Below are 20,600 nucleotides of genomic sequence, written 5' to 3'. Positions count from 1 at the left end.
ATGTCGCAATCTGCTTCATTAATTCTCACCAACGGTCAGTTTCATACACTCGACCGCGAAATACCGCTCGCTGAGGCGGTGGCTATCAAAGACGGCAAGATTATTGCCGTGGGCCAGGAACCGTGGGTGATGACCTTTGCGAGCGATGAAACGCAACGGATCGATCTCAAGGGCCATACGGTGATCCCGGGCCTTAACGACTCGCATTTGCACCTGATTCGCGGCGGGTTGAATTACAACCTGGAATTGCGTTGGGAAGGCGTGCCATCGCTTGCTGACGCACTACGTATGCTAAAAGAGCAGGCAATACGCACGCCGTCACCGCAATGGGTACGCGTTGTGGGAGGCTGGACAGAGTTCCAGTTTGCCGAACGGCGCATGCCAACGCTTGAAGAACTCAATGAAGCTGCACCGGAAACCCCCGTTTTTGTGCTGCATCTTTATGATCGAGCGTTGTTAAACCAGGCCGCACTCAAAGCGGTGGGCTACACCAAAGAGACACCCAATCCACCGGGTGGCGAAATAGTTCGTGACCGGAACGGTAATCCAACCGGCATGCTTATCGCGAAGCCGAATGCGATGATTCTGTATTCGACACTGGCGAAAGGGCCGAAACTACCGCTGGAAATGCAGGTCAACTCGACACGCCAGTTTATGCGCGAGCTTAATCGTTTGGGTATCACCAGCGCCATTGATGCTGGTGGTGGATTCCAGAATTACCCGGAGGATTATCAGATAATCGACCAGCTACATACCCAGAAACAGATGACGGTACGTATCGCCTATAACTTATTTACCCAACGCCCACAGCATGAGTTGGAAGACTTTGAAAAGTGGACCGATATGCTGAAACCGGGGCAAGGGACGGATTTCTACCGAGCGAATGGCGCGGGTGAAATGCTGGTGTTCTCAGCCGCAGATTTTGAAGATTTTTTGCAACCACGACCGGATTTGCCGGACGGCATGGAGCAAGAACTGGAGCGCGTAGTGCACCATTTGGTGGAGCATCGCTGGCCGTTTCGTCTGCATGCCACTTATAACGAATCCATCAGCCGGATGTTGGATGTATTCGAAAAAGTGGATCGTGAAATTCCGTTTAATGGTTTGCACTGGTTTTTTGACCATGCAGAAACTATCAGTGAAAAAAACATTGAGCGTGTTAAAGCGTTGGGGGGCGGGATTGCGGTGCAGCATCGCATGGCTTTCCAGGGGGAATATTACGCGGCTCGTTATGGAACTGAAGCCGTTAAACAGACACCACCAATTGCGAAAATGCTCGCTGCAGAATTACCTGTTGGTTTGGGGACGGATGCGACGCGTGTCGCAAGCTACAATCCGTGGACGGCGCTTTACTGGCTGGTGTCCGGGCGTACCGTAGGCGGTATGCAAATGTATGACGACAATAATCGACTTTCGCGTGATGTTGCGCTGGAGCTGTGGACTGCGGGTAGCGCGTGGTTTTCCAGTGAACGGGGTAAAAAGGGACGCATTAAAAACGGGCAACTGGCTGATTTGGTCGTGCTTTCAAAAGACTTCTTCAACGTGGTGGAAGAGGAAATAAAAGGGATTGAGTCGGTGTTGACGATGGTTGATGGCAAAGTGGTTTACGCAGCTGGCACGTTTACGCCACTGGCTCCACCACCGATTCCTGTACTTCCTGAATGGTCACCTGTTGTTAATGTACCTGGACATTATCGAGCCGACCCACCAGTCGCCGCAAAAGTGGGCATGCTTGCACAGGTTCATCAGTGTTGCGGGAGTTGTCGCGTGCATGGACATCAGCATGACGTGGCGCGTACTTCGGCCATTCCAGTTTCTGATGAAGGGGCATTTTGGGGTGTGATGGGGTGTTCTTGCTTTGCGTTTTAGCCTGATGACAAAAACAGAAAAGGCCGCTTGCGCGGCCTTTTTTCAAAAACGTTTAGCAATTACAGGCTAGAAACGTTTTCGCTCAGGTACTTAGCAACGCCGTCTGGAGACGCGTTCATGCCTTCTTTCCCTTTTTCCCACTGAGCTGGGCACACTTCGCCGTGCTCTTCGTGGAATTGCAGCGCATCAACCATACGCAGCATTTCATCAACGTTACGGCCCAGCGGCAGGTCGTTAACAACCTGGTGACGCACGATACCGGCTTTGTCGATCAGGAAAGAACCGCGCAGAGCAACGCCTGCGTCTGGATGTTCGATGCCATAAGCTTTCTGAATTTCACGCTTAATGTCAGCAACCATCGCGTATTTCACTTCACCGATGCCGCCTTTATCTACAGGGGTTTTACGCCATGCGTTGTGAACGAACTCGGAGTCAAAAGATACACCAACGACTTCTACGCCACGTTTCTGGAATTCTTCGTAACGCTTGTCGAACGCAATCAGTTCAGACGGGCAGACGAAAGTGAAGTCCATTGGCCAGAAGAACACAACGGTGGTTTTACCATTGGTGTGTGCTTTGAAGTTGAAGTTTTCAACGATTTCGCCACTGCCGAGTACGGCTGCAGCAGTAAAGTCAGGGGCTGGACGAGTAACCAGGACCATATGTACTCCTGTTAATTTTGTTAAAGTGAGTGTTAACGCAACGGGGGGGAGTATAGGGGCTGCAATCCCACTAACTCAAGCATACTGTGCCGATTAATCAGATAGGAATCACCTATCAAAAAATCGATATTTGTACAGCGGAGATCCAAAATAGCCCTTTTTTACAAAAGGGCAAGAAGTTAATAACCAGTGTGGGATCGGTTACAAACTTTTTTGTTCTGCCAACACCATCATGCGTGGGTAGAACTGCCAGAACAACTCTTCAAGCGCGTCGTAATGGGTATCAAGATCTTGCCAGGAAGCTCGCAAAGCATCGAGTTTTGGTCTACGGCTCGCCATACCATTGAGAACATTAGCAATAAACGCCATGTCGCTATAACGTTCAAGCCAGCGCTCATTCCACAGGTATTGATTAAGATTGATGAAGCGTTCTGGCGTATCAATTAAGAAGGGTTCGATATTGGCTCGTGCGTGCGCAACAAACTCAGGCAGTGGCATGTTTGGGCTGAGTGTGTGCCAGTGACGTGAGACAAAATGGTCCCACATGACATCCAGCGTTATAGGGGCGACACGGCGTGTTTCCGGGCGAAACCATTGCCGTGCTATCGCAACTTCCGGCAAACCATCGGTCAGCACATCCACGCGACGGTGCATATGGATACCCGCCACGACGTCGCCTGGATAACTTTCATTCGGGTTGCCACGGACAAAATCGGCGAGCAAATTTCCCAGAAGTGAGCTATCAGCAAGGCTTGCAAGATGTAAATGGGCGAGAAAATTCATAGTAACCTTATTCGTAAATGGCGTATGGGGAGGCTTATTCCTTGCAGGGAGTGTCCCCCGGCACTAGACTGTAGCGCCACTTTTTAAGTCTTGAGTTCTTTACCATGCGTGTTGCTGATTTTTCCTTTGAATTACCTGAATCCTTGATCGCCCACTATCCACAAGCACAGCGCAGTGGGTGCCGTTTGCTGTCACTGGAAGGGCCGACGGGTAATTTAACGCATGGCACTTTCACCGATCTGCTCGATAAGCTCAACCCTGGAGATTTGCTGGTCTTTAACAATACCCGCGTCATTCCAGCGCGCCTGTTTGGCCGTAAAGCCAGCGGCGGTAAGATTGAAGTCCTGGTTGAGCGTATGCTCGATGACAAACGCATTCTCGCGCATATTCGCGCCTCTAAAGCACCGAAACCAGGTGCAGAATTGCTATTGGGCGATGATGAAAGCGTACATGCCACAATGGTTGCGCGCCACGATGCGTTGTTTGAAGTGCAGTTTGAAGACGAGCGCAGCGTACTCGATATTCTCAACAGCATCGGCCATATGCCGCTGCCGCCGTACATCGACCGCCCTGACGAAGAGTCAGACCGCGAGCTGTATCAAACCGTTTATAGCCAGAAGCCCGGCGCTGTTGCGGCCCCAACTGCGGGTCTGCACTTTGATGAACCGTTGCTTGAAGCGCTGCGCAAGAAAGGGATTGAACAGGCGTTTGTCACGTTGCACGTGGGGGCGGGGACATTCCAGCCAGTGCGCGTAGACAGCATTGAAGACCACATCATGCACTCCGAGTATGCGGAAGTTCCGCAGGACGTGGTTGACGCGGTGCTGGCCTGCAAAGCGCGTGGAAATCGCGTTATCGCTGTAGGTACCACATCCGTTCGTTCGCTGGAAAGTGCGGCTCAGGCTGCACAAAATGACCTGATTGAACCGTTCTTTGGTGATACGCAAATCTTTATCTATCCAGGTTATCAATACAAAGTGATTGATGCGCTGGTGACCAACTTCCACCTGCCGGAATCGACTCTGATCATGCTGGTTTCTGCGTTCGCTGGTTATAAAAACACCATGAATGCTTATAAAGAAGCTGTTAACTCCGAATATCGATTTTTTAGTTACGGGGATGCCATGTACATCACGTACAATCCGCAGGCGATAAATGAGCGCCCAGGCGCCTAAATACTCAATTCGACGTCGCTGGTCTTTCCGACGACGTTTTGTCTTAACCATCAGACTGTTTCTCTGATGCTGGAGGAAATGTGAAATTTGAATTAGATACGACTGACGGACGCGCTCGCCGTGGCCGCCTGGTGTTTGACCGTGGCGTAGTAGAAACGCCTGCTTTCATGCCTGTTGGCACTTACGGCACCGTAAAAGGGATGACGCCGGAAGAAGTTGAAGCCACTGGCGCGCAGATTATTCTGGGCAACACTTTCCACTTGTGGCTGCGTCCTGGCCAGGAAATCATGAAGTTGCACGGCGACTTACATGATTTCATGCAGTGGAAAGGTCCCATCCTGACTGACTCCGGCGGATTCCAGGTATTCAGCTTGGGCGACATTCGTAAAATCACCGAAGCGGGCGTGCATTTCCGTAACCCAATTAACGGCGACGCGATTTTCCTCGATCCAGAAAAATCCATGGAAATTCAATACGATCTCGGTTCTGACATCGTGATGATTTTCGATGAATGTACGCCATATCCTGCTGACTGGGATTACGCTAAGCGTTCTATGGAAATGTCTCTGCGTTGGGCACAACGTAGCCGCGATCGCTTTGATTCCCTTGAGAATAAAAATGCGCTGTTCGGTATTATTCAGGGAAGTGTTTACGAAGATTTACGAGATATCTCGGTAAAAGGTCTGGTAGAGATAGGTTTTGATGGCTACGCTGTCGGCGGCCTGGCTGTAGGCGAGCCGAAGGAAGACATGCACCGTATTCTGGAGCATGTGTGCCCGCAAATCCCTGCAGATAAGCCTCGTTACCTGATGGGCGTGGGGAAACCGGAAGACCTGGTTGAAGGTGTTCGTCGTGGTATAGATATGTTCGACTGCGTGATGCCTACCCGTAATGCACGTAATGGTCACCTCTTTGTCACCGATGGTGTGGTGAAAATCCGTAATGCGAAGCATAAAGATGACACTTCGCCGCTGGATTCTGAGTGTGATTGCTATACGTGTCGCAATTATTCACGTGCCTACTTGCATCATCTTGATCGTTGCAACGAAATACTCGGCGCACGACTCAACACTATTCATAACCTACGCTATTACCAGCGTTTAATGGCTGGTTTACGTAAGGCCATTGAAGAGGGTAAATTAGAGCACTTCGTGAGTGATTTTTACGAGCGAACCGGCAAACCAGTTCCACCTTTGAATGTTGATTAATTTAATAATGAGGGATTTTTAATGAGCTTTATCATTTCTGATGCGGTAGCTGCAACAGGTGCTCCGGCGCAAGGTAGCCCGTACTCTTTGATTCTTATGCTGGTGGTATTTGGTCTGATCTTCTATTTCATGATCCTGCGCCCACAGCAAAAACGCACCAAAGAGCATAAAAAGCTGATGGACTCCATCTCTAAAGGGGATGAAGTGCTGACGACGGGTGGTCTGGTTGGCCGCGTAGTGAAAGTAGCTGAAACTGGCTATATCTCAATCGCGTTAAACGATACCACTGAAGTGGTTATCAAGCGTGATTTCGTAGCTGCCGTTCTGCCGAAAGGCACTATGAAGGCGCTGTAATATTCGTTTTTCCCTAAGGGAACTACCGTGCTAAACCGCTATCCTTTGTGGAAGTACATCATGCTGATCGTCGTGTTTATCGTCGGTCTGCTATACGCACTTCCCAACCTATATGGTGAGGATCCGGCAGTTCAGATCACTGGCGCGCGCGGCGTCGCCGCCAGTGAGCAAACGCTGATCCAGGTCCAGAACACCTTAAACGCAGAAAAAATCACCGCAAAATCTGTGGCCCTGGAAGAGGGTGCAATTCTTGCACGCTTTGACACCACTGATACGCAGCTGCGCGCTCGTGAAGTCCTGATGAGCGTATTAGGCGACAAGTACGTCGTTGCACTTAACCTTGCTCCGGCCACTCCTCGCTGGTTATCCGCTATCTCCGCAGAACCGATGAAACTCGGTCTTGATCTGCGTGGTGGCGTGCACTTCCTGATGGAAGTTGACATGGATACCGCTCTGAGCAAGTTGCAGGAACAAACCATAGATAACCTGCGCACTGACTTGCGTGAAAAGAGCATCGTTTACACCAACGTGCGTAAAGCCGATAACTATGGTGCTGACGTTATCTTCCGTGATAGTAAAACGCGTGATGACGCTCTATCTTATTTATCTCCACGCCATCGTGATCTGGTGATTTCCGCTCAGGGCAGCAACGCATTGCGTGCTGTAATGACGGACGCTCGTCTGAGCGAAGCGCGTGAATATGCTGTTCAGCAGAACATTAATATCCTGCGTAACCGTGTAAACCAACTGGGTGTAGCTGAACCTCTGGTACAACGTCAGGGCGCTGACCGTATCGTGGTTGAATTGCCTGGTATTCAGGATACTGCGCGTGCGAAAGAGATTCTCGGCGCGACAGCAACACTTGAGTTCCGTCTGGTTAACACTAACGTTGATCAGTCTGCGGCAACGTCTGGCCGTGTGCCAGGTGACTCCGAAGTGAAACAGACCCGTGAAGGTCAACCGGTTGTCCTGTACAAACGTGTGATTCTGACCGGTGACCATATCACTGACTCCACTTCCAGTACCGATGAATACAACCAGGCTCAGGTGAATATTTCACTGGATAATGCCGGTGGTAACATCATGTCTAACTTCACCAAGGATAACATCGGTAAACCGATGGCAACCCTGTTTGTGGAGTACAAAGACAGCGGTAAGAAAGATGCTACGGGCCGTGCAGTACTGATGAAACAAGAAGAAGTTATCAACGTGGCGAATATTCAGTCGCGCTTGGGTAACAGCTTCCGTATCACAGGAATTAGCAACCCGACTGAAGCACGTCAGCTTTCTCTGCTGCTTCGTGCAGGCGCATTGATCGCACCAATCCAGATTGTTGAAGAACGTACCATCGGTCCAACCCTGGGTATGGAAAACATCAAGCAAGGTCTGGAAGCATGTCTGGCAGGTCTGGCGGTTTCAATCATCTTTATGCTGTTCTTCTATAAGAAGTTTGGCCTGATTGCGACAACTGCATTGTTGGTAAACCTTGTCATGATCGTGGGGATTATGTCTCTGCTGCCAGGGGCAACGTTGACCATGCCGGGGATTGCGGGGATCGTGTTAACCCTTGCCGTAGCCGTCGATGCTAACGTACTGATAAACGAACGTATTAAGGAAGAACTTAGTAACGGACGTTCGGTACAGCAGGCTATCCACGAAGGCTATCAGGGCGCGTTCAGCTCTATTTTCGATGCTAACATCACGACGCTTATCAAGGTCATCATCCTGTATGCCGTAGGCACCGGGGCAATCAAAGGCTTTGCGATCACGACCGGTATTGGTGTGGCGACGTCCATGTTTACCGCAATCGTCGGTACCCGTGCCATCGTAAACCTGTTGTACGGCGGCAAACGCATCAACAAGCTGTCTATCTGAGGAGTGCGTTGTGGCACAGGAATATACTGTTGAACAATTAAACTACGGCCGTAAAGTCCATGACTTTATGCGCTGGGATTTCTGGGCTTTCGGCATCTCCGGATTCCTGCTAATTCTTTCTATCGTCATTATCGGTGTGAAAGGTTTTAACTGGGGTCTGGATTTCACCGGCGGTACGGTCATCGAAATCTCGCTGGAAAAACCAGCCGATTTGGACATGCTGCGTGGCGCGCTGGAGAAAGCGGGATTCCAGGATCCGTTGGTTCAGAACTTTGGTAGTAGTCGCGACATCATGGTGCGCATGCCACCTGCTCACGGGGAAACCGGTGGTCAGGTGCTGGGCAGCAAAGTGGTGAACGTGATTAACGAAGCGACCAGCCAGAATGCCGGTGTAAAACGTATTGAGTTCGTTGGTCCAAGCGTTGGTGCGGACCTGGCTCAAAATGGTGCTTTAGCGCTGTTAGCTGCACTGATTTCCATTCTGGTATACGTTGGTTTCCGCTTTGAATGGCGTCTGGCTGCTGGTGTGGTTATTGCGTTGATGCACGACGTGGTCATTACCCTCGGCGTGTTGTCGTTATTCCACATTGAGATTGACCTAACCATCGTCGCGTCGTTGATGTCGGTTATCGGTTACTCACTGAACGACAGTATCGTGGTTTCAGACCGTATTCGTGAGAACTTCCGTAAGATTCGTCGCGGTACACCTTATGAGATCTTCAACGTTTCTTTGACGCAGACTTTGCATCGTACGTTGATCACCTCTGGTACCACATTGGTTGTAATTCTGATGCTGTATCTCTTCGGTGGGGCAATGCTGAAAGGCTTCTCACTGACGATGCTTATCGGTGTTTCAATCGGTACTGTTTCTTCCATTTACGTCGCGTCCGCGCTGGCGTTGAAACTGGGCATGAAGCGCGAGCACATGCTGCAGCAGAAAGTGGAAAAAGAAGGTGCGGATCAGCCGTCGATTCTGCCTTAATCATCAGGTTGTTCACTGATAATAAAAACCGCAGCCATGGTGCTGCGGTTTTTTTTCGTCTGAGCAAAAGTCTACTGACAGTATGCTGTCAGTAGGGGTTAGTTAGACTCAATGTTGAACATCACCATTGAGGAGTTAAACATGAGCACTATCATCAATTGGTTTGAAATCCCGGTCGCGGATCTGGAACGTGCAACGGCATTTTATGAAGCTGTATTTGCTGCTGAATTTAAACGTGAGTCGATGTCTGGAATGGAAATGGCGGTCTTCCCGTATGAGGACCCGCATCCAGGCGGCGCACTACTGAAAGCCGATGCGTTTAAGCCTTCAGCGCAGGGAACCGTGGTTTATCTCCATGCCCCTGACTTAACGGCGATGCTTACACGAGTTTCTAAAGCTGGCGGGGAATGCGTCTTTGGTCCGCAGGTTTTGCCAGATAATATTGGCACGATTGCTCTTATTGTCGACACTGAAGGGAATCGAGTCGGGTTACATCAACCGGCCTGAGTACGGATATACTGAACAACAAACGCCTGCCGGTTATGCTGGCAGGCATGACATCTTCACAGATGAAGCCTATGAGCCGAAGAGCGGATCGTCTTTTTCAAATAGTACAAATTCTGCGTGGGCGTCGGCTGTCGACGGCGGCGCTGCTTGCCTCTCGCCTCGAAGTCTCTGAGCGTACGATCTACCGTGATATTCGTGATTTATCCCTTTCTGGCGTTCCCATTGAGGGGGAAACGGGATGCGGTTATCGCCTGCTTGCGGGCTATGATTTACCCCCTTTGATGTTTACCCCCACAGAAGTGGAAGCGCTGGTTGCGGCGATACGTTTAGTGCAAACGTGGAGTGGCGAAACACTTGCACAGGCGGCGGGCACAGCCGAGGAAAAACTGCTTGGCGTACTGACACCACAGCGACGAGTTGTGGCAGAGCGCTGCCGTATTATCTCTCCCGATTTTAATAAATACCCGCAGGTTAAAACCTGGTTTGACGTTTTTCATCGTGCAATCGGGGAGCTGCAAGTGCTTCATATCCGCTATGCAGATGAGAAGGGGAACGCATCGAGCAGGAATGTTCATCCGCTTGGGCTGACATTTTGGGGGGAAGTATGGTTGTTGGTAGCCTGGTGTGAAATGCGTGAGGATTACCGCAGTTTTCGGCTGGATCGCTGTTTGTCAGTCGATCCTACAGGGCAATATTTTTCTGAACGGCCAGATCGTTCTTTGGCTCATTTTATCCAGTTGCAGCAAAGCGAAGGGTGTTTGCCAGAGACAAAAAAACCGATCGGCTAAGTGCGGATCGGTTTTTTTAAATCTTCAGACGGTTATCAGAAGTTGTAGCCAACGACTAAGTAACCACCCCAACCGGTAGAACGTACGTTGAAATCACCCTCACCGAAGTTCAGGCTGGCATTATCCGCCCATTGCCCACCGTTGTGCCAGTAACGCGCGACAACTGAGTAGTGCCAGTGATCGTAATTCAGAGCAAGGATATGGCTGGAAGCGATAGAGTTGCTGGTACGAGCATGCTTGCCGTTATTGTCGATGAAATTGTCATCGCCCAGATCTGAACCCCAGTCGAAGTTGGTGAAACCGATGTAGCTCAGGTTACCGCCCCACAGGCTGGTAATTGGCACAAAGTATTTAACTTTGAAACGGTAGCCATCCCATTCGTTTTCGTTGGATGCGCCATAGTTCTGCCACTGGTATTTTGCATACACGTTCAGGGATAAGCTCATCGGCAGACCGGTTTCGATGTCGGTTCCCAGACCCATGTACCAGGTGCTTTGTTTGCTGGCTTCGTTGCCGTGCGCACCCATATCATAAATATAGTTGTTGGCAACGTACCACTCTTTGAATGGGCCAAATGCCAGGCTGGTGCCGGTCAGCTTATCAATAGAGAAACGTGGTTCGATCTCCATGAACATACGTGAACCGTCGTCCCAGACACCCTTGTCATTGCCGTTACCCCAGCCGAAGGTTTTTGGGATATCGATATAGCCATAAAAGTCTAACCAATCTTTTTTGGCAAACGCTTCATATTCCATGTAAACGTCGTTAGTGATCTGTGGACCAAAGCGGGTGTGGTAACTCCCCACAACGTTGACGCTTTGATGCCACCAATCAGAGAGATATTCGTCGTTTTTTGTATCTTCGGCGTGAGCCGTGAAAGAGCTTGAAAGCGCCAGAGCGGTACTAGCCGCCAAAATAATTTTTTTCATAATATTTATGCCACTGTTTTTTATACATGATTCCCGTGAGGGCAGGAGGCGAGTGATCACCCTTGGTCATTAACCATTCAGCTGGTTTCTTATTGACGCGCCTATTATAGAAATCCCTGCTCACAAAAATATGTTTCATTTCACATTATCGCCACATGCGTAATCGATTGCGTTCACGTTTGCGCACATTCAAAACGGGCGAGATTTTACCTGGTTCGTGAATTTAAGCAAATGGATGACCTGAAGTTACAAATTTATGTGACTCAGTTCACTCACTTTTGTGATGTCTTAATGGGGGTTTATCGAATGTCACTCGGGGAGATGTAACATAAAAATGTAAATGTTACTGAGGGTTAACCCCCGCAGCGCAGGGGATTGCCTGTTATTGGGCGGGTAACGCCTGGGAAGAATCAATCGGCTGGATGTCGTGAATGCGCACAAAACCCAACTGTTCAGGTGAAAAACCAGAAAGCACTAAGGGAATGCTGACATCACTCGGTGCAAGAACACTCGCGGGTGCATTGAATTGCTGCGACTGAACATTCACTTCCTGATAGTTATCGGTGGTGCCCTGAATTTGCCCCCATTCCACTTTGCCCGTAAATGCGGGAAGCGGATCGTTAGATTCACCCTTAATAATCAGCATCGCCCGGCTGCCGTTGTCTTGCGCGGTAACGCCGCTCAGGGACATTTGCAAATTACCTAACTGGCTGTTCAGACGCGCCGGAGTTTTCGAGCCGGGTAACAAATACACACCGGTTGTTGATTTGGCATTCAGCGCATTTTGCTGAGTCAGCTTGACAGTTTGGTCAGTGAGTTGTGTCATTTCTTTATTTAAAGAACCCACTTCGTTCTTCATCTGGCGCACTTCAGTTTGTTGGGCACACGCGCTAAGACTGACCAGACTGGTAACCAGGATAATTCTTAGGTAACTCTTTGTCATCACTAATTTTTCCTTAAAGTTTCTTCCTGATTTAAGCGTAGCTGGTCAGCAACAAAAAGTCATATTTCCAGGGATGACGTTGCATGCCTTTGTACTCCAGCCACTTCGCGGTAAACTATTGTTCATTTGACTAATCCTTCAGGACGCGCCATGCATTGCCCATTCTGTTTCGCAGTAGACACCAAAGTGATTGATTCCCGGCTTGTCGGCGAAGGGTCTTCCGTGCGCCGTCGCCGTCAGTGCCTGGTTTGCAATGAACGCTTCACGACATTTGAAGTGGCAGAGTTGGTGATGCCGCGTGTTGTAAAAAGCAATGATGTTCGCGAGCCGTTTAACGAAGACAAGCTGCGTAGCGGTATTCTAAAAGCGCTGGAGAAACGCCCGGTGAGTTCGGACGACGTGGAAATGGCAGTAAACCACATTAAATCCCAGTTGCGTGGAACCGGCGAACGCGAAGTGCCAAGCAAAATGATTGGTAATCTGGTGATGGAGCAGCTTAAGAAACTGGATAAAGTGGCGTACATCCGCTTTGCATCGGTTTATCGCAGCTTTGAAGATATCCGCGAATTTGGCGAAGAAATTGCCCGCTTACAGGATTAATGCTGATGTCGCTTGATGAAAAATTTATGGCTCGCGCGATGCAATTGGCGCGTCGTGGCCGTTTTACCACGACGCCTAACCCGAATGTGGGCTGTGTCATCGTCAAAGACGGTGAAATTGTTGGTGAGGGTTTTCATTTTCGCGCGGGTGAACCTCATGCAGAAGTACATGCTTTACGCATGGCGGGCGAAAAAGCACGCGGTGCCACGGCGTATGTCACGTTAGAACCCTGTAGCCACCACGGGCGCACGCCGCCATGCTGTGAAGCGTTAATTGCCGCTGGCGTTTCGCGTGTTGTTACCGCGATGCAGGATCCGAATCCGCAAGTTGCTGGCCGAGGATTATATGCGCTGCAACAGGCAGGTATCGAAGTCAGCCACGGTTTGATGATGAACGATGCTGAGGCGATAAACCGCGGTTTTCTGAAACGTATGCGTACCGGCTTCCCGTTTATCCAACTTAAACTGGGGGCTTCGCTTGACGGGCGTACCGCCATGGCGAGCGGCGAAAGCCAGTGGATTACTTCGCCTGAATCACGCCGTGATGTGCAGCGCCTGCGCGCGCAAAGTTCAGCAATATTAAGCAGCAGTGCCACGGTTCTGGCAGACAATCCTTCTTTAACCGTGCGTTGGAATGAATTAGATAGCGCGACTCAGTTAGCGTACGCCGAAGAAAATTTACGCCAACCCACGCGCATTATTCTCGACCGCGAAAATCGCGTCACGCCGCAGCACAAAATTATTGCTCAATCAGGGGAAACCTGGCTTGCACGGTGTAAAGCAGATGAGCAAAATTGGCCGGATGGCGTTGAGCAGTTTATCGTGCCAGAACATAACGGCCATCTTGATCTGGTGGTGATGATGATGTTGTTGGGCAAACGTCAGATAAACTCTATTTGGGTGGAAGCGGGCCCAACACTTGGCGGCGCGTTACTTCAGGCAGGCCTGGTTGATGAACTGATTGTCTACGTTGCGCCAAAATTACTGGGCAACGATGCGCGTGGCCTTTGTAACCTGCCAGGGCTTGAAAAATTAGCTGATGCGCCCGAGTTTAGTTTTAGCGAAGTCCGTCATGTTGGCCCGGATTTGTGCCTCCATTTGACGCCGCGATATTAGGGCCGTCAAAACGTAAGCAGACGCCAAAAGATTATGATAAAATCCGCCCCCCTGCGGGGCTAAACAGAACCCGTAAAGGAAGATTATGAACATTATTGAAGCAGCCGTTGCTACTCCAGACGCTCGCGTCGCCATCACCATCGCGCGTTTTAACAACTTCATCAATGACAGCCTGCTTGACGGTGCGATTGACGCCCTGAAACGTATCGGCCAGGTTAAAGATGAAAATATCACTGTGGTCTGGGTTCCGGGTGCTTATGAGCTGCCACTGGCGGCCGACGCTTTGGCGAAAACCAAACGTTACGACGCAGTGATTGCGCTGGGTACCGTTATTCGTGGCGGCACAGCTCACTTTGAATATGTTGCTGGCGGTGCCAGCAATGGCCTGGCACATGTTGCTCAGGAAAGTGGTATTCCAGTCGCCTTTGGCGTGCTGACCACTGAAAGTATTGAACAAGCCATCGAACGCGCTGGCACAAAAGCCGGTAACAAAGGTGCAGAAGCTGCACTGACCGCGCTTGAAATGATTAATGTATTGAAAGCCATCAAGGCCTGATTTTTTGTAAGGGGAAATCTGTGAAACCTGCTGCTCGTCGCCGTGCCCGTGAGTGTGCCGTTCAGGCGCTTTACTCCTGGCAGTTATCTCGAAATGACATCGCTGATGTCGAATACCAGTTCCTGGCGGAACAGGACGTCAAAGACGTTGACGTTAACTACTTCCGCGAACTGTTGGTCGGGGTGGCTACTAACAGCGCGTATCTGGATGGGCTGATGAAGCCTTATCTGTCTCGCCAACTCGAAGAGTTAGGTCAGGTAGAAAAAGCGGTTCTGCGTATCGCACTGTTTGAACTGTCCAAACGTGATGATGTGCCATACAAAGTGGCCATTAACGAAGCCATCGATCTTGCGAAAACCTTCGGTGCCGAAGACAGTCACAAGTTCGTGAATGGTGTACTTGATAAAGCTGCTCCGCAAATTCGTCCCCGCAAAAAGTAATCTCCAGGCCGGTTAATTCCGGCCTTTCTTTATCCTATATCCGTTTATATTCAGAGGCATAACGCATGGCATGCGGTGAGTTTTCCTTAATTGCCCGTTATTTTGATCGCGTAAGCAGTTCCCGTCGCGATGTGGAAACCGGAATTGGCGATGATTGTGCATTGCTGACGGTCGCCGAGAAGCAAACTCTTGCGATAAGTACCGATACACTGGTTTCGGGCATCCACTTCCTGCCGGATATTGATCCGCGCGATCTGGGTTTTAAAGCTTTGGCGGTGAATTTAAGCGATTTAGCTGCGATGGGCGCAGATCCGGCCTGGTTGACGCTGGCCATTACCCTTCCTGAAGTCGATGAAAGCTGGCTTGAAGCCTTCAGCGACAGCCTGTTTGAACAACTCGACTATTATGATATGCAGCTGATTGGCGGCGACACCACGCGTGGGCCACTTTCCATGACGCTTGGCATTCATGGCCTGGTGCCGGTTGGTCGCGCGCTTAAACGCAGCGGTGCACGTATTGGTGACTGGATTTACGTCACGGGGACGCCTGGCGATAGCGCCGCGGGTTTGGCACTCTTACAAGACCGTTTAACCGTCAAAGATCCCGTGCAAGCGGACTATCTTAAGCAACGCCATTTGCGCCCAACCGCTCGGATTTTGCATGGCCAGGCGCTGCGCGATCTGGCGAGCAGCGCAATCGATCTTTCTGACGGGCTAATTTCGGATTTGGGTCATATCCTTAAAGCGAGTGAATGTGGCGCGCGCGTGGATCTTGACGCACTGCCATATTCTGACGCCGTGAAAGCGAATGTCAGTGCTGAGCTTGCTCTGCAATGGGCGCTTTCTGGTGGCGAAGATTACGAATTGTGCTTTACCGTGCCAGAAATTAACCGTGGTGCGCTGGACGTGGCAATCGGCAATCTTGGCATTCCGTTTACCTGCATTGGTCAGGTAGGCCCTGCGTCTGAAGGGCTACAGTTCTTGCAAGATGGCAAACCGGTAACACTGGATTTAAAAGGATACGACCACTTTGCCTCGCACTAAAGATGTGGCTAAAAGCCGTCTAAAGCTCAGCAATCCCTGGCATTTGCTCGCAACCGGTTTTGGTAGCGGGTTAAGCCCGATTATGCCGGGCACTGCCGGGTCGCTCGCAGCGATCCCATTCTGGTATTTGATGACCCTGCTGCCGTGGCAACTCTACTCCATGGTTATTATGCTTGGCATTTGTATCGGGGTTTACCTCTGCCACCAGACCGCGCGCGATATGGGCGTTCATGACCATGGCAGTATTGTGTGGGATGAGTTTATCGGCATGTGGATAACCCTGATGGCGCTGCCAATCAATGACTGGCGCTGGGTTGCTGCGGGCTTTGTGATTTTCCGTATCTTCGATATATGGAAGCCGTGGCCAATCCGCTGGTTTGACCGCAACATTCACGGCGGTATGGGGATCATGGTGGATGATATCGTCGCAGGTGTTATATCTGCGGGTGTTATTTATCTGATAGGCCATCACTGGCCGATTGGATTGTTCTAAGTAATACCATCCTCACCCCAGCCCTCTTCTTGAGGGTAGGGTGAGGACATTGAATTGTTACTTAAAACCGACCTTTTCATGTGGGCGGTAAACAGCTTCCAGCTCGACAATCTCTTCAGGTTTCAGCGTTAAATCCACGGCTGCCAATAAATCATCCAGTTGATGTTCGCGAGAAACGCCAATAATTGGCGCAGCAATCCCCGGCTTGCTGAGTAACCATGCCAGCGCCACTTGCGCACGCGTAACGCCTTTATCTGCCGCAACATTCGCCAGTCGTTCTGCAATCAACGCGTCGTTATCCTGGCTTCCATCGTACAGATTTTTACCGACTTCATCCGAGACTGAGCGTGCGGTGGTGTCTCCCCACGGGCGAGTCAGTTTGCCTCGGGCCAATGGGCTCCACGGGATCACCGCAATCCCTTGTTCGTAGCACAGCGGCAGCATATCGAGTTCTTCTTCACGATAGATCAGATTGTAGTGATCCTGCATGGTGACAAAACGCGCCCAGCCATGTTGATCCTGCAAAGCCAGCGCCTGAGCCAGCTGTGAACTGTGCATCGATGAAGCACCGATATACCGTGCTTTACCCGCTTTCACCACATCATTAAGCGCCTCGAGAGTCTCTTCAATTGGCGTGTTGTAATCCCAGCGGTGAATTTGCAACAGATCGACGTAATCAGTTCCCAGACGTCGCAGGCTGTCATCTATCGAACGTAAAATCTGCGCACGTGTTAGGCCTTCGGGCAAATCGCCGACCTGAAAGTAGACTTTGGTGGCAAGGACCGCATCTTCACGACGCATGAAATCTTTCAGGGCACGCCCGACAATCTCTTCGCTGCTACCGTCGGAATAGCTATTGGCGGTATCAAAGAAATTAATGCCGTTATCGATGGCGTGTTTGATGATGAGGCGGCTGCTCTCTTCGGGAAGCGTCCAGGCGTGATTGCCACGGTCTGGCTCACCATAGGTCATACAACCCAGGCAAAGACGGGAAACCTTGAGGTCAGTTTTTCCTAACGTGTTGTATTGCATGGTTCCACTCCAGTTATGCAGGATACTTTAAGCATAGCAGGAGTGGAGGAGGGGATTATTTAAGCCAGGCGCGGATCCTTGATTCCATACCTTCAGCATTAAGGCCGATAGCCGCGCGGGCCTCATCCTGTGTGCCTTGCGGGATAAAGAAATCAGGTAAACCGATATTCAGCACGGGAACCATTTTACGGTTCGCCATCAGAACTTCATTGACACCGCTACCCGCGCCACCGATGACGGCATTTTCTTCGATGGTGACCAGTGATTCGTGGCTGGCTGCCAGCTCAAGAATCAGCGCTTCATCAAGCGGCTTCACAAAACGCATATCGACCAGCGTCGCATTGAGCGATTGTGCAACGGCTTCGGCTTCGGGCAGTAAGGTGCCGAAGTTCAGCAGGGCGATTTTTTCACCTTCGCGTTTCTTCAACCCTTTGCCGATCGGCAGCGATTCCAGCGGCTGCAACTCTGCGCCGGTGCCATTACCGCGCGGGTAACGCACGGCTGATGGGCCGTCATTGTAGTGATAACCGGTGTGCAGCATCTGGCGGCATTCGTTTTCATCGCTTGGCGTCATGATGACCATTTCTGGAATGCAGCGCAGGAAGGAGATGTCGAACGCGCCCTGGTGGGTTTGCCCGTCAGCACCGACTATTCCCGCGCGGTCAATGGCGAATAACACCGGCAGCTTCTGGATGGCGACGTCGTGAATCACCTGATCGTAAGCGCGTTGCAGGAAGGTTGAGTAGATCGCGACTACCGGTTTGTAACCGCCAATCGCAAGACCTGCCGCAAAAGTCACGGCGTGCTGCTCTGCAATCGCGACATCAAAATATTGCGATGGATACTGGCGTGAAAACTCCACCATGCCTGAGCCTTCGCGCATTGCAGGCGTCACCGCCATCAGCTTGTCGTCTTTTGCTGCGGTTTCACATAACCAGTTGCCGAAGATTTTCGAATAGCTTGGCAGGCCACCGGCAGCTTTTGGCAGCGTGCCACTTTGCGGATCAAATTTAGGCACTGCATGGAAGCTGATCGGATCTTTTTCCGCAGGGGCATAACCACGACCTTTCTTGGTCATGATGTGCAGGAATTGCGGGCCATTCAGGTCACGCATATTTTTGAGCGTATTCACCAGGCCTATAACATCATGGCCATCAACCGGGCCAATGTAGTTAAAGCCCAGCTCTTCAAACAACGTACCCGGCACCACCATGCCTTTCAGGTGTTCTTCAGTACGTTTCAACAGTTCTTTAATCGGCGGCACACCGGAGAAGACTTTCTTCCCGCCTTCGCGCAACGAAGAATAAAGTTTGCCGGAAAGCAGCTGTGCGAGATGGTTGTTTAGCGCGCCGACGTTCTCGGAAATCGACATTTCATTGTCGTTGAGAATCACCAGCATGTTCGGGCGAATATCACCGGCATGGTTCATCGCTTCAAATGCCATACCTGCGGTGATTGCGCCATCACCAATCACACAAACGGTGCGACGGTTTTTCCCTTCTTTTCCGGCTGCAACCGCGATACCAATGCCCGCGCTTATTGAGGTGGAAGAGTGGCCCACGCTCAACACGTCATATTCGCTCTCGGCGCGCCATGGGAAGGGATGCAACCCGCCTTTCTGGCGGATAGTGCCAATTTTGTCACGACGGCCAGTAATGATTTTATGCGGATAAGCCTGATGGCCGACATCCCAGATTAACTGGTCGAACGGTGTGTTATACACATAGTGAAGCGCTACGGTCATTTCTACCGTGCCAAGACCTGAGGCAAAGTGCCCGCTGGAACGGCTTACGCTATCGAGCAGGTAGCGACGCAGCTCGTCACACAGTTTCGGTAAGCTCTCTTTTGGCAACAGGCGTAACTCTGGAGCAGATTCCACCAGTGCGAGGGTCGGGTATTTGGCAATATCAAAACTCATTAGAAACTCATCGTGGTGTTTACCCTTCATCCTTCAAGCCTCTGCCTGAATGCCAAAGGGTAAGTTAATAATTATTTATCACGTTGGATTATATAGCTCGCTAACGCTTCCAATGCGGTAGTGTCTAACGACTGGCGAGCAAGTCCTTCCAGCGCCCGGAGAGATTCCTGATAGAGATCCCATGCTTTGGTTTTGGCATTTTCCAACCCAAGCAGTGCAGGGTAGGTACTTTTACCGAGTTGCTGATCGGCTCCCTGGCGTTTACCCAGTGTTGCGGTATCACCGATGACATCGAGAATGTCGTCCTGTACCTGGAATGCCAGGCCGATACTTTCAGCATAATGATCAAGCAAAGGCAGGGCGTTACGGCCTGCATCACCTGCGCTCAATGCGCCCATCCGAACAGCAGCACGAATTAACGCACCTGTTTTATGACGATGAATACGCTCAAGGCTTTGCATATCTGCATGCTTACCTTCGGCTTCCAAATCCAACGCCTGGCCACCGCACATTCCAGCAACGCCACTGGCCGTTGCCAGTTCTTTCACCATCGCGAGTCTGTCCGCAATCGCCACACCAGGCATTGGGGCATCACTTAGTATAGAAAACGCCAACGTTTGTAGGGCGTCACCGGCTAAAATGGCGCTCGCTTCACCGAATTTGATGTGGCAAGTCGGTTGCCCGCGGCGTAAATCGTCGTCATCCATGGCCGGTAAATCGTCATGGATCAATGAATAAGCGTGGATGCACTCAATTGCCGCAGCTGGAGCATCCAGGGTTTCTTGCGCTATGCCGAACATTTCCCCGGTCGCGTAGACCAGGAACGGGCGAAGTCGCTTGCCGCCAAATAGTGCGCCATAGTGCATTGCCTCAACCAGAGGAGTGTTCTGAAACGGCAGCGGCGCTAAAAAACGCAGCAGCGCATCGTTGGCCCGCTGGGCTCGGGCCTGCAACTGATGGTTAAAATCCATTTACTCGTTTTCCGCGGTAAAGGGCTTGAGTGGGGCGTCTTCGCTATCGTTTAGCAGGATTTGCACGCGTTGTTCCGCTTTCTGCAGTTTCACTTGACCCTGACGCGCAAGTTGCACACCACGTTCAAATTCATTTAACGCCTCTTCGAGTGCTAAATCGCCGCTCTCAAGACGAGTAACTATCTGCTCAAGCTCCACAAGCGCAGTTTCAAAGCTGGCCGTGACTTCGGTTTTTTTCGGCATAGTGAATGTCTGACTCTAATAATTTTTGCGACTCTGCCATGGTAGCGGAGTCATTTGTGTAACGCTATGGCTGACTGTTAGTGATATACTTTTGCGCCTCGGATGTAACGGCGC

22 protein-coding genes are annotated in these 20,600 nt (G+C 50.8%); 14 read left to right on the top strand and 8 right to left on the bottom strand.

Annotation, left to right across the window (positions count from 1 at the left end; genetic code table 11):
• Positions 1-1,869, top strand: coding sequence for an amidohydrolase (locus BSPA111_RS11925; RefSeq protein WP_183271354.1), 1,869 nt, complete (start codon positions 1-3; stop codon positions 1,867-1,869).
• A 59-nt stretch (positions 1,870-1,928) separates the two neighbouring features.
• Here the strand turns inward: BSPA111_RS11925 and BSPA111_RS11920 are convergent, their stop codons facing one another.
• The gene (locus BSPA111_RS11920) at positions 1,929-2,531 is read right to left on the bottom strand and encodes a peroxiredoxin C (protein ID WP_064549195.1); all 603 of its coding nucleotides are present in this window, start codon (positions 2,529-2,531) and stop codon (positions 1,929-1,931) included.
• A gap of 201 nt (positions 2,532-2,732) precedes the next feature.
• Positions 2,733-3,314 carry an ACP phosphodiesterase gene (acpH, locus tag BSPA111_RS11915; protein ID WP_183271353.1) on the bottom strand — a complete coding sequence of 194 codons (582 nt, stop codon included), beginning with the start codon at positions 3,312-3,314 and terminating at the stop codon, positions 2,733-2,735.
• A gap of 104 nt (positions 3,315-3,418) precedes the next feature.
• Here acpH and queA point away from each other — a divergent pair, with 104 nt between their 5' ends.
• From queA to BSPA111_RS11880, 7 genes are all read left to right on the top strand, one after another.
• On the top strand, positions 3,419-4,489 hold the full coding sequence (queA, locus tag BSPA111_RS11910) for a tRNA preQ1(34) S-adenosylmethionine ribosyltransferase-isomerase QueA (protein ID WP_183271352.1): 1,071 nt from the start codon (positions 3,419-3,421) through the stop codon (positions 4,487-4,489).
• A gap of 80 nt (positions 4,490-4,569) precedes the next feature.
• Entirely contained in the window at positions 4,570-5,697 is a 1,128-nt protein-coding gene (gene tgt / locus BSPA111_RS11905; protein ID WP_064549189.1) for a tRNA guanosine(34) transglycosylase Tgt, read from the top strand.
• Positions 5,698-5,718: 21 nt separating this feature from the next.
• Positions 5,719-6,051, top strand: coding sequence for a preprotein translocase subunit YajC (gene yajC / locus BSPA111_RS11900; protein ID WP_034457929.1), 333 nt, complete (start codon positions 5,719-5,721; stop codon positions 6,049-6,051).
• Positions 6,052-6,078: 27 nt separating this feature from the next.
• A complete protein-coding gene (secD, locus tag BSPA111_RS11895; protein WP_183271351.1) occupies positions 6,079-7,926 on the top strand; it encodes a protein translocase subunit SecD in 1,848 nt (615 codons plus the stop codon).
• A gap of 10 nt (positions 7,927-7,936) precedes the next feature.
• Positions 7,937-8,908 (top strand): protein translocase subunit SecF, encoded by a 972-nt coding sequence (gene secF / locus BSPA111_RS11890; RefSeq protein WP_183271350.1) that lies wholly within the window; start codon positions 7,937-7,939, stop codon positions 8,906-8,908.
• Between the two features lie 141 nt (positions 8,909-9,049).
• A complete protein-coding gene (locus tag BSPA111_RS11885; protein WP_183271349.1) occupies positions 9,050-9,415 on the top strand; it encodes a VOC family protein in 366 nt (121 codons plus the stop codon).
• A 71-nt stretch (positions 9,416-9,486) separates the two neighbouring features.
• On the top strand, positions 9,487-10,203 hold the full coding sequence (locus tag BSPA111_RS11880; protein WP_183271348.1) for a YafY family protein: 717 nt from the start codon (positions 9,487-9,489) through the stop codon (positions 10,201-10,203).
• A 35-nt stretch (positions 10,204-10,238) separates the two neighbouring features.
• Here the strand turns inward: BSPA111_RS11880 and BSPA111_RS11875 are convergent, their stop codons facing one another.
• Together BSPA111_RS11875 and BSPA111_RS11870 are read right to left on the bottom strand one after the other, a co-directional pair.
• Positions 10,239-11,132: a nucleoside-specific channel-forming protein Tsx gene (locus BSPA111_RS11875; RefSeq protein WP_183271347.1), complete on the bottom strand. Its 894-nt coding sequence runs from the start codon at positions 11,130-11,132 to the stop codon at positions 10,239-10,241.
• A gap of 382 nt (positions 11,133-11,514) precedes the next feature.
• Positions 11,515-12,075: a DUF3251 domain-containing protein gene (locus tag BSPA111_RS11870; RefSeq protein ID WP_183271346.1), complete on the bottom strand. Its 561-nt coding sequence runs from the start codon at positions 12,073-12,075 to the stop codon at positions 11,515-11,517.
• Positions 12,076-12,225: 150 nt separating this feature from the next.
• Between BSPA111_RS11870 and nrdR the strand changes: the two genes are divergently transcribed.
• The 6 genes from nrdR (at position 12,226) to pgpA (ending at position 16,322) form a co-directional block, all read left to right on the top strand.
• The gene (gene nrdR, locus BSPA111_RS11865; protein ID WP_064549177.1) at positions 12,226-12,675 is read left to right on the top strand and encodes a transcriptional regulator NrdR; all 450 of its coding nucleotides are present in this window, start codon (positions 12,226-12,228) and stop codon (positions 12,673-12,675) included.
• A 5-nt stretch (positions 12,676-12,680) separates the two neighbouring features.
• Complete coding sequence (gene ribD / locus BSPA111_RS11860; protein ID WP_183271345.1) at positions 12,681-13,790, top strand: bifunctional diaminohydroxyphosphoribosylaminopyrimidine deaminase/5-amino-6-(5-phosphoribosylamino)uracil reductase RibD; 1,110 nt, start codon at positions 12,681-12,683, stop codon at positions 13,788-13,790.
• Positions 13,791-13,875: 85 nt separating this feature from the next.
• On the top strand, positions 13,876-14,346 hold the full coding sequence (ribE, locus tag BSPA111_RS11855; RefSeq protein WP_183271344.1) for a 6,7-dimethyl-8-ribityllumazine synthase: 471 nt from the start codon (positions 13,876-13,878) through the stop codon (positions 14,344-14,346).
• A 20-nt stretch (positions 14,347-14,366) separates the two neighbouring features.
• Positions 14,367-14,786: a transcription antitermination factor NusB gene (gene nusB, locus BSPA111_RS11850; RefSeq protein WP_139878831.1), complete on the top strand. Its 420-nt coding sequence runs from the start codon at positions 14,367-14,369 to the stop codon at positions 14,784-14,786.
• A 65-nt stretch (positions 14,787-14,851) separates the two neighbouring features.
• Entirely contained in the window at positions 14,852-15,829 is a 978-nt protein-coding gene (thiL, locus tag BSPA111_RS11845) for a thiamine-phosphate kinase (protein ID WP_183271343.1), read from the top strand.
• Positions 15,816-16,322, top strand: a complete 507-nt coding sequence (gene pgpA / locus BSPA111_RS11840; RefSeq protein ID WP_183271342.1) for a phosphatidylglycerophosphatase A — start codon at positions 15,816-15,818, stop codon at positions 16,320-16,322. The genes thiL and pgpA overlap by 14 nt, the downstream gene beginning before the upstream one ends.
• 57 nt (positions 16,323-16,379) lie before the next feature.
• On the opposite strand, the gene BSPA111_RS11835 is transcribed toward pgpA, so the two are convergent.
• The 4 genes from BSPA111_RS11835 to xseB all read right to left on the bottom strand — a co-directional run bounded on the left by BSPA111_RS11835 (position 16,380) and on the right by xseB (position 20,486).
• Positions 16,380-17,354, bottom strand: coding sequence for an aldo/keto reductase (locus tag BSPA111_RS11835; RefSeq protein ID WP_183271341.1), 975 nt, complete (start codon positions 17,352-17,354; stop codon positions 16,380-16,382).
• A 55-nt stretch (positions 17,355-17,409) separates the two neighbouring features.
• A complete protein-coding gene (gene dxs, locus BSPA111_RS11830; RefSeq protein WP_183271340.1) occupies positions 17,410-19,272 on the bottom strand; it encodes a 1-deoxy-D-xylulose-5-phosphate synthase in 1,863 nt (620 codons plus the stop codon).
• Positions 19,273-19,343: 71 nt separating this feature from the next.
• On the bottom strand, positions 19,344-20,243 hold the full coding sequence (gene ispA, locus BSPA111_RS11825; protein ID WP_183271339.1) for a (2E,6E)-farnesyl diphosphate synthase: 900 nt from the start codon (positions 20,241-20,243) through the stop codon (positions 19,344-19,346).
• Positions 20,244-20,486, bottom strand: a complete 243-nt coding sequence (gene xseB, locus BSPA111_RS11820) for an exodeoxyribonuclease VII small subunit (protein WP_183271338.1) — start codon at positions 20,484-20,486, stop codon at positions 20,244-20,246.
• Positions 20,487-20,600: the final 114 nt, after the last annotated feature.

Source organism: Buttiauxella sp. A111 (assembly GCF_014189855.1).
GTDB lineage: Bacteria > Pseudomonadota > Gammaproteobacteria > Enterobacterales > Enterobacteriaceae > Buttiauxella > Buttiauxella selenatireducens.
Note: the sequence above shows the minus strand (reverse complement) of the source record. Positions and strands in the feature narration are given on the sequence as shown.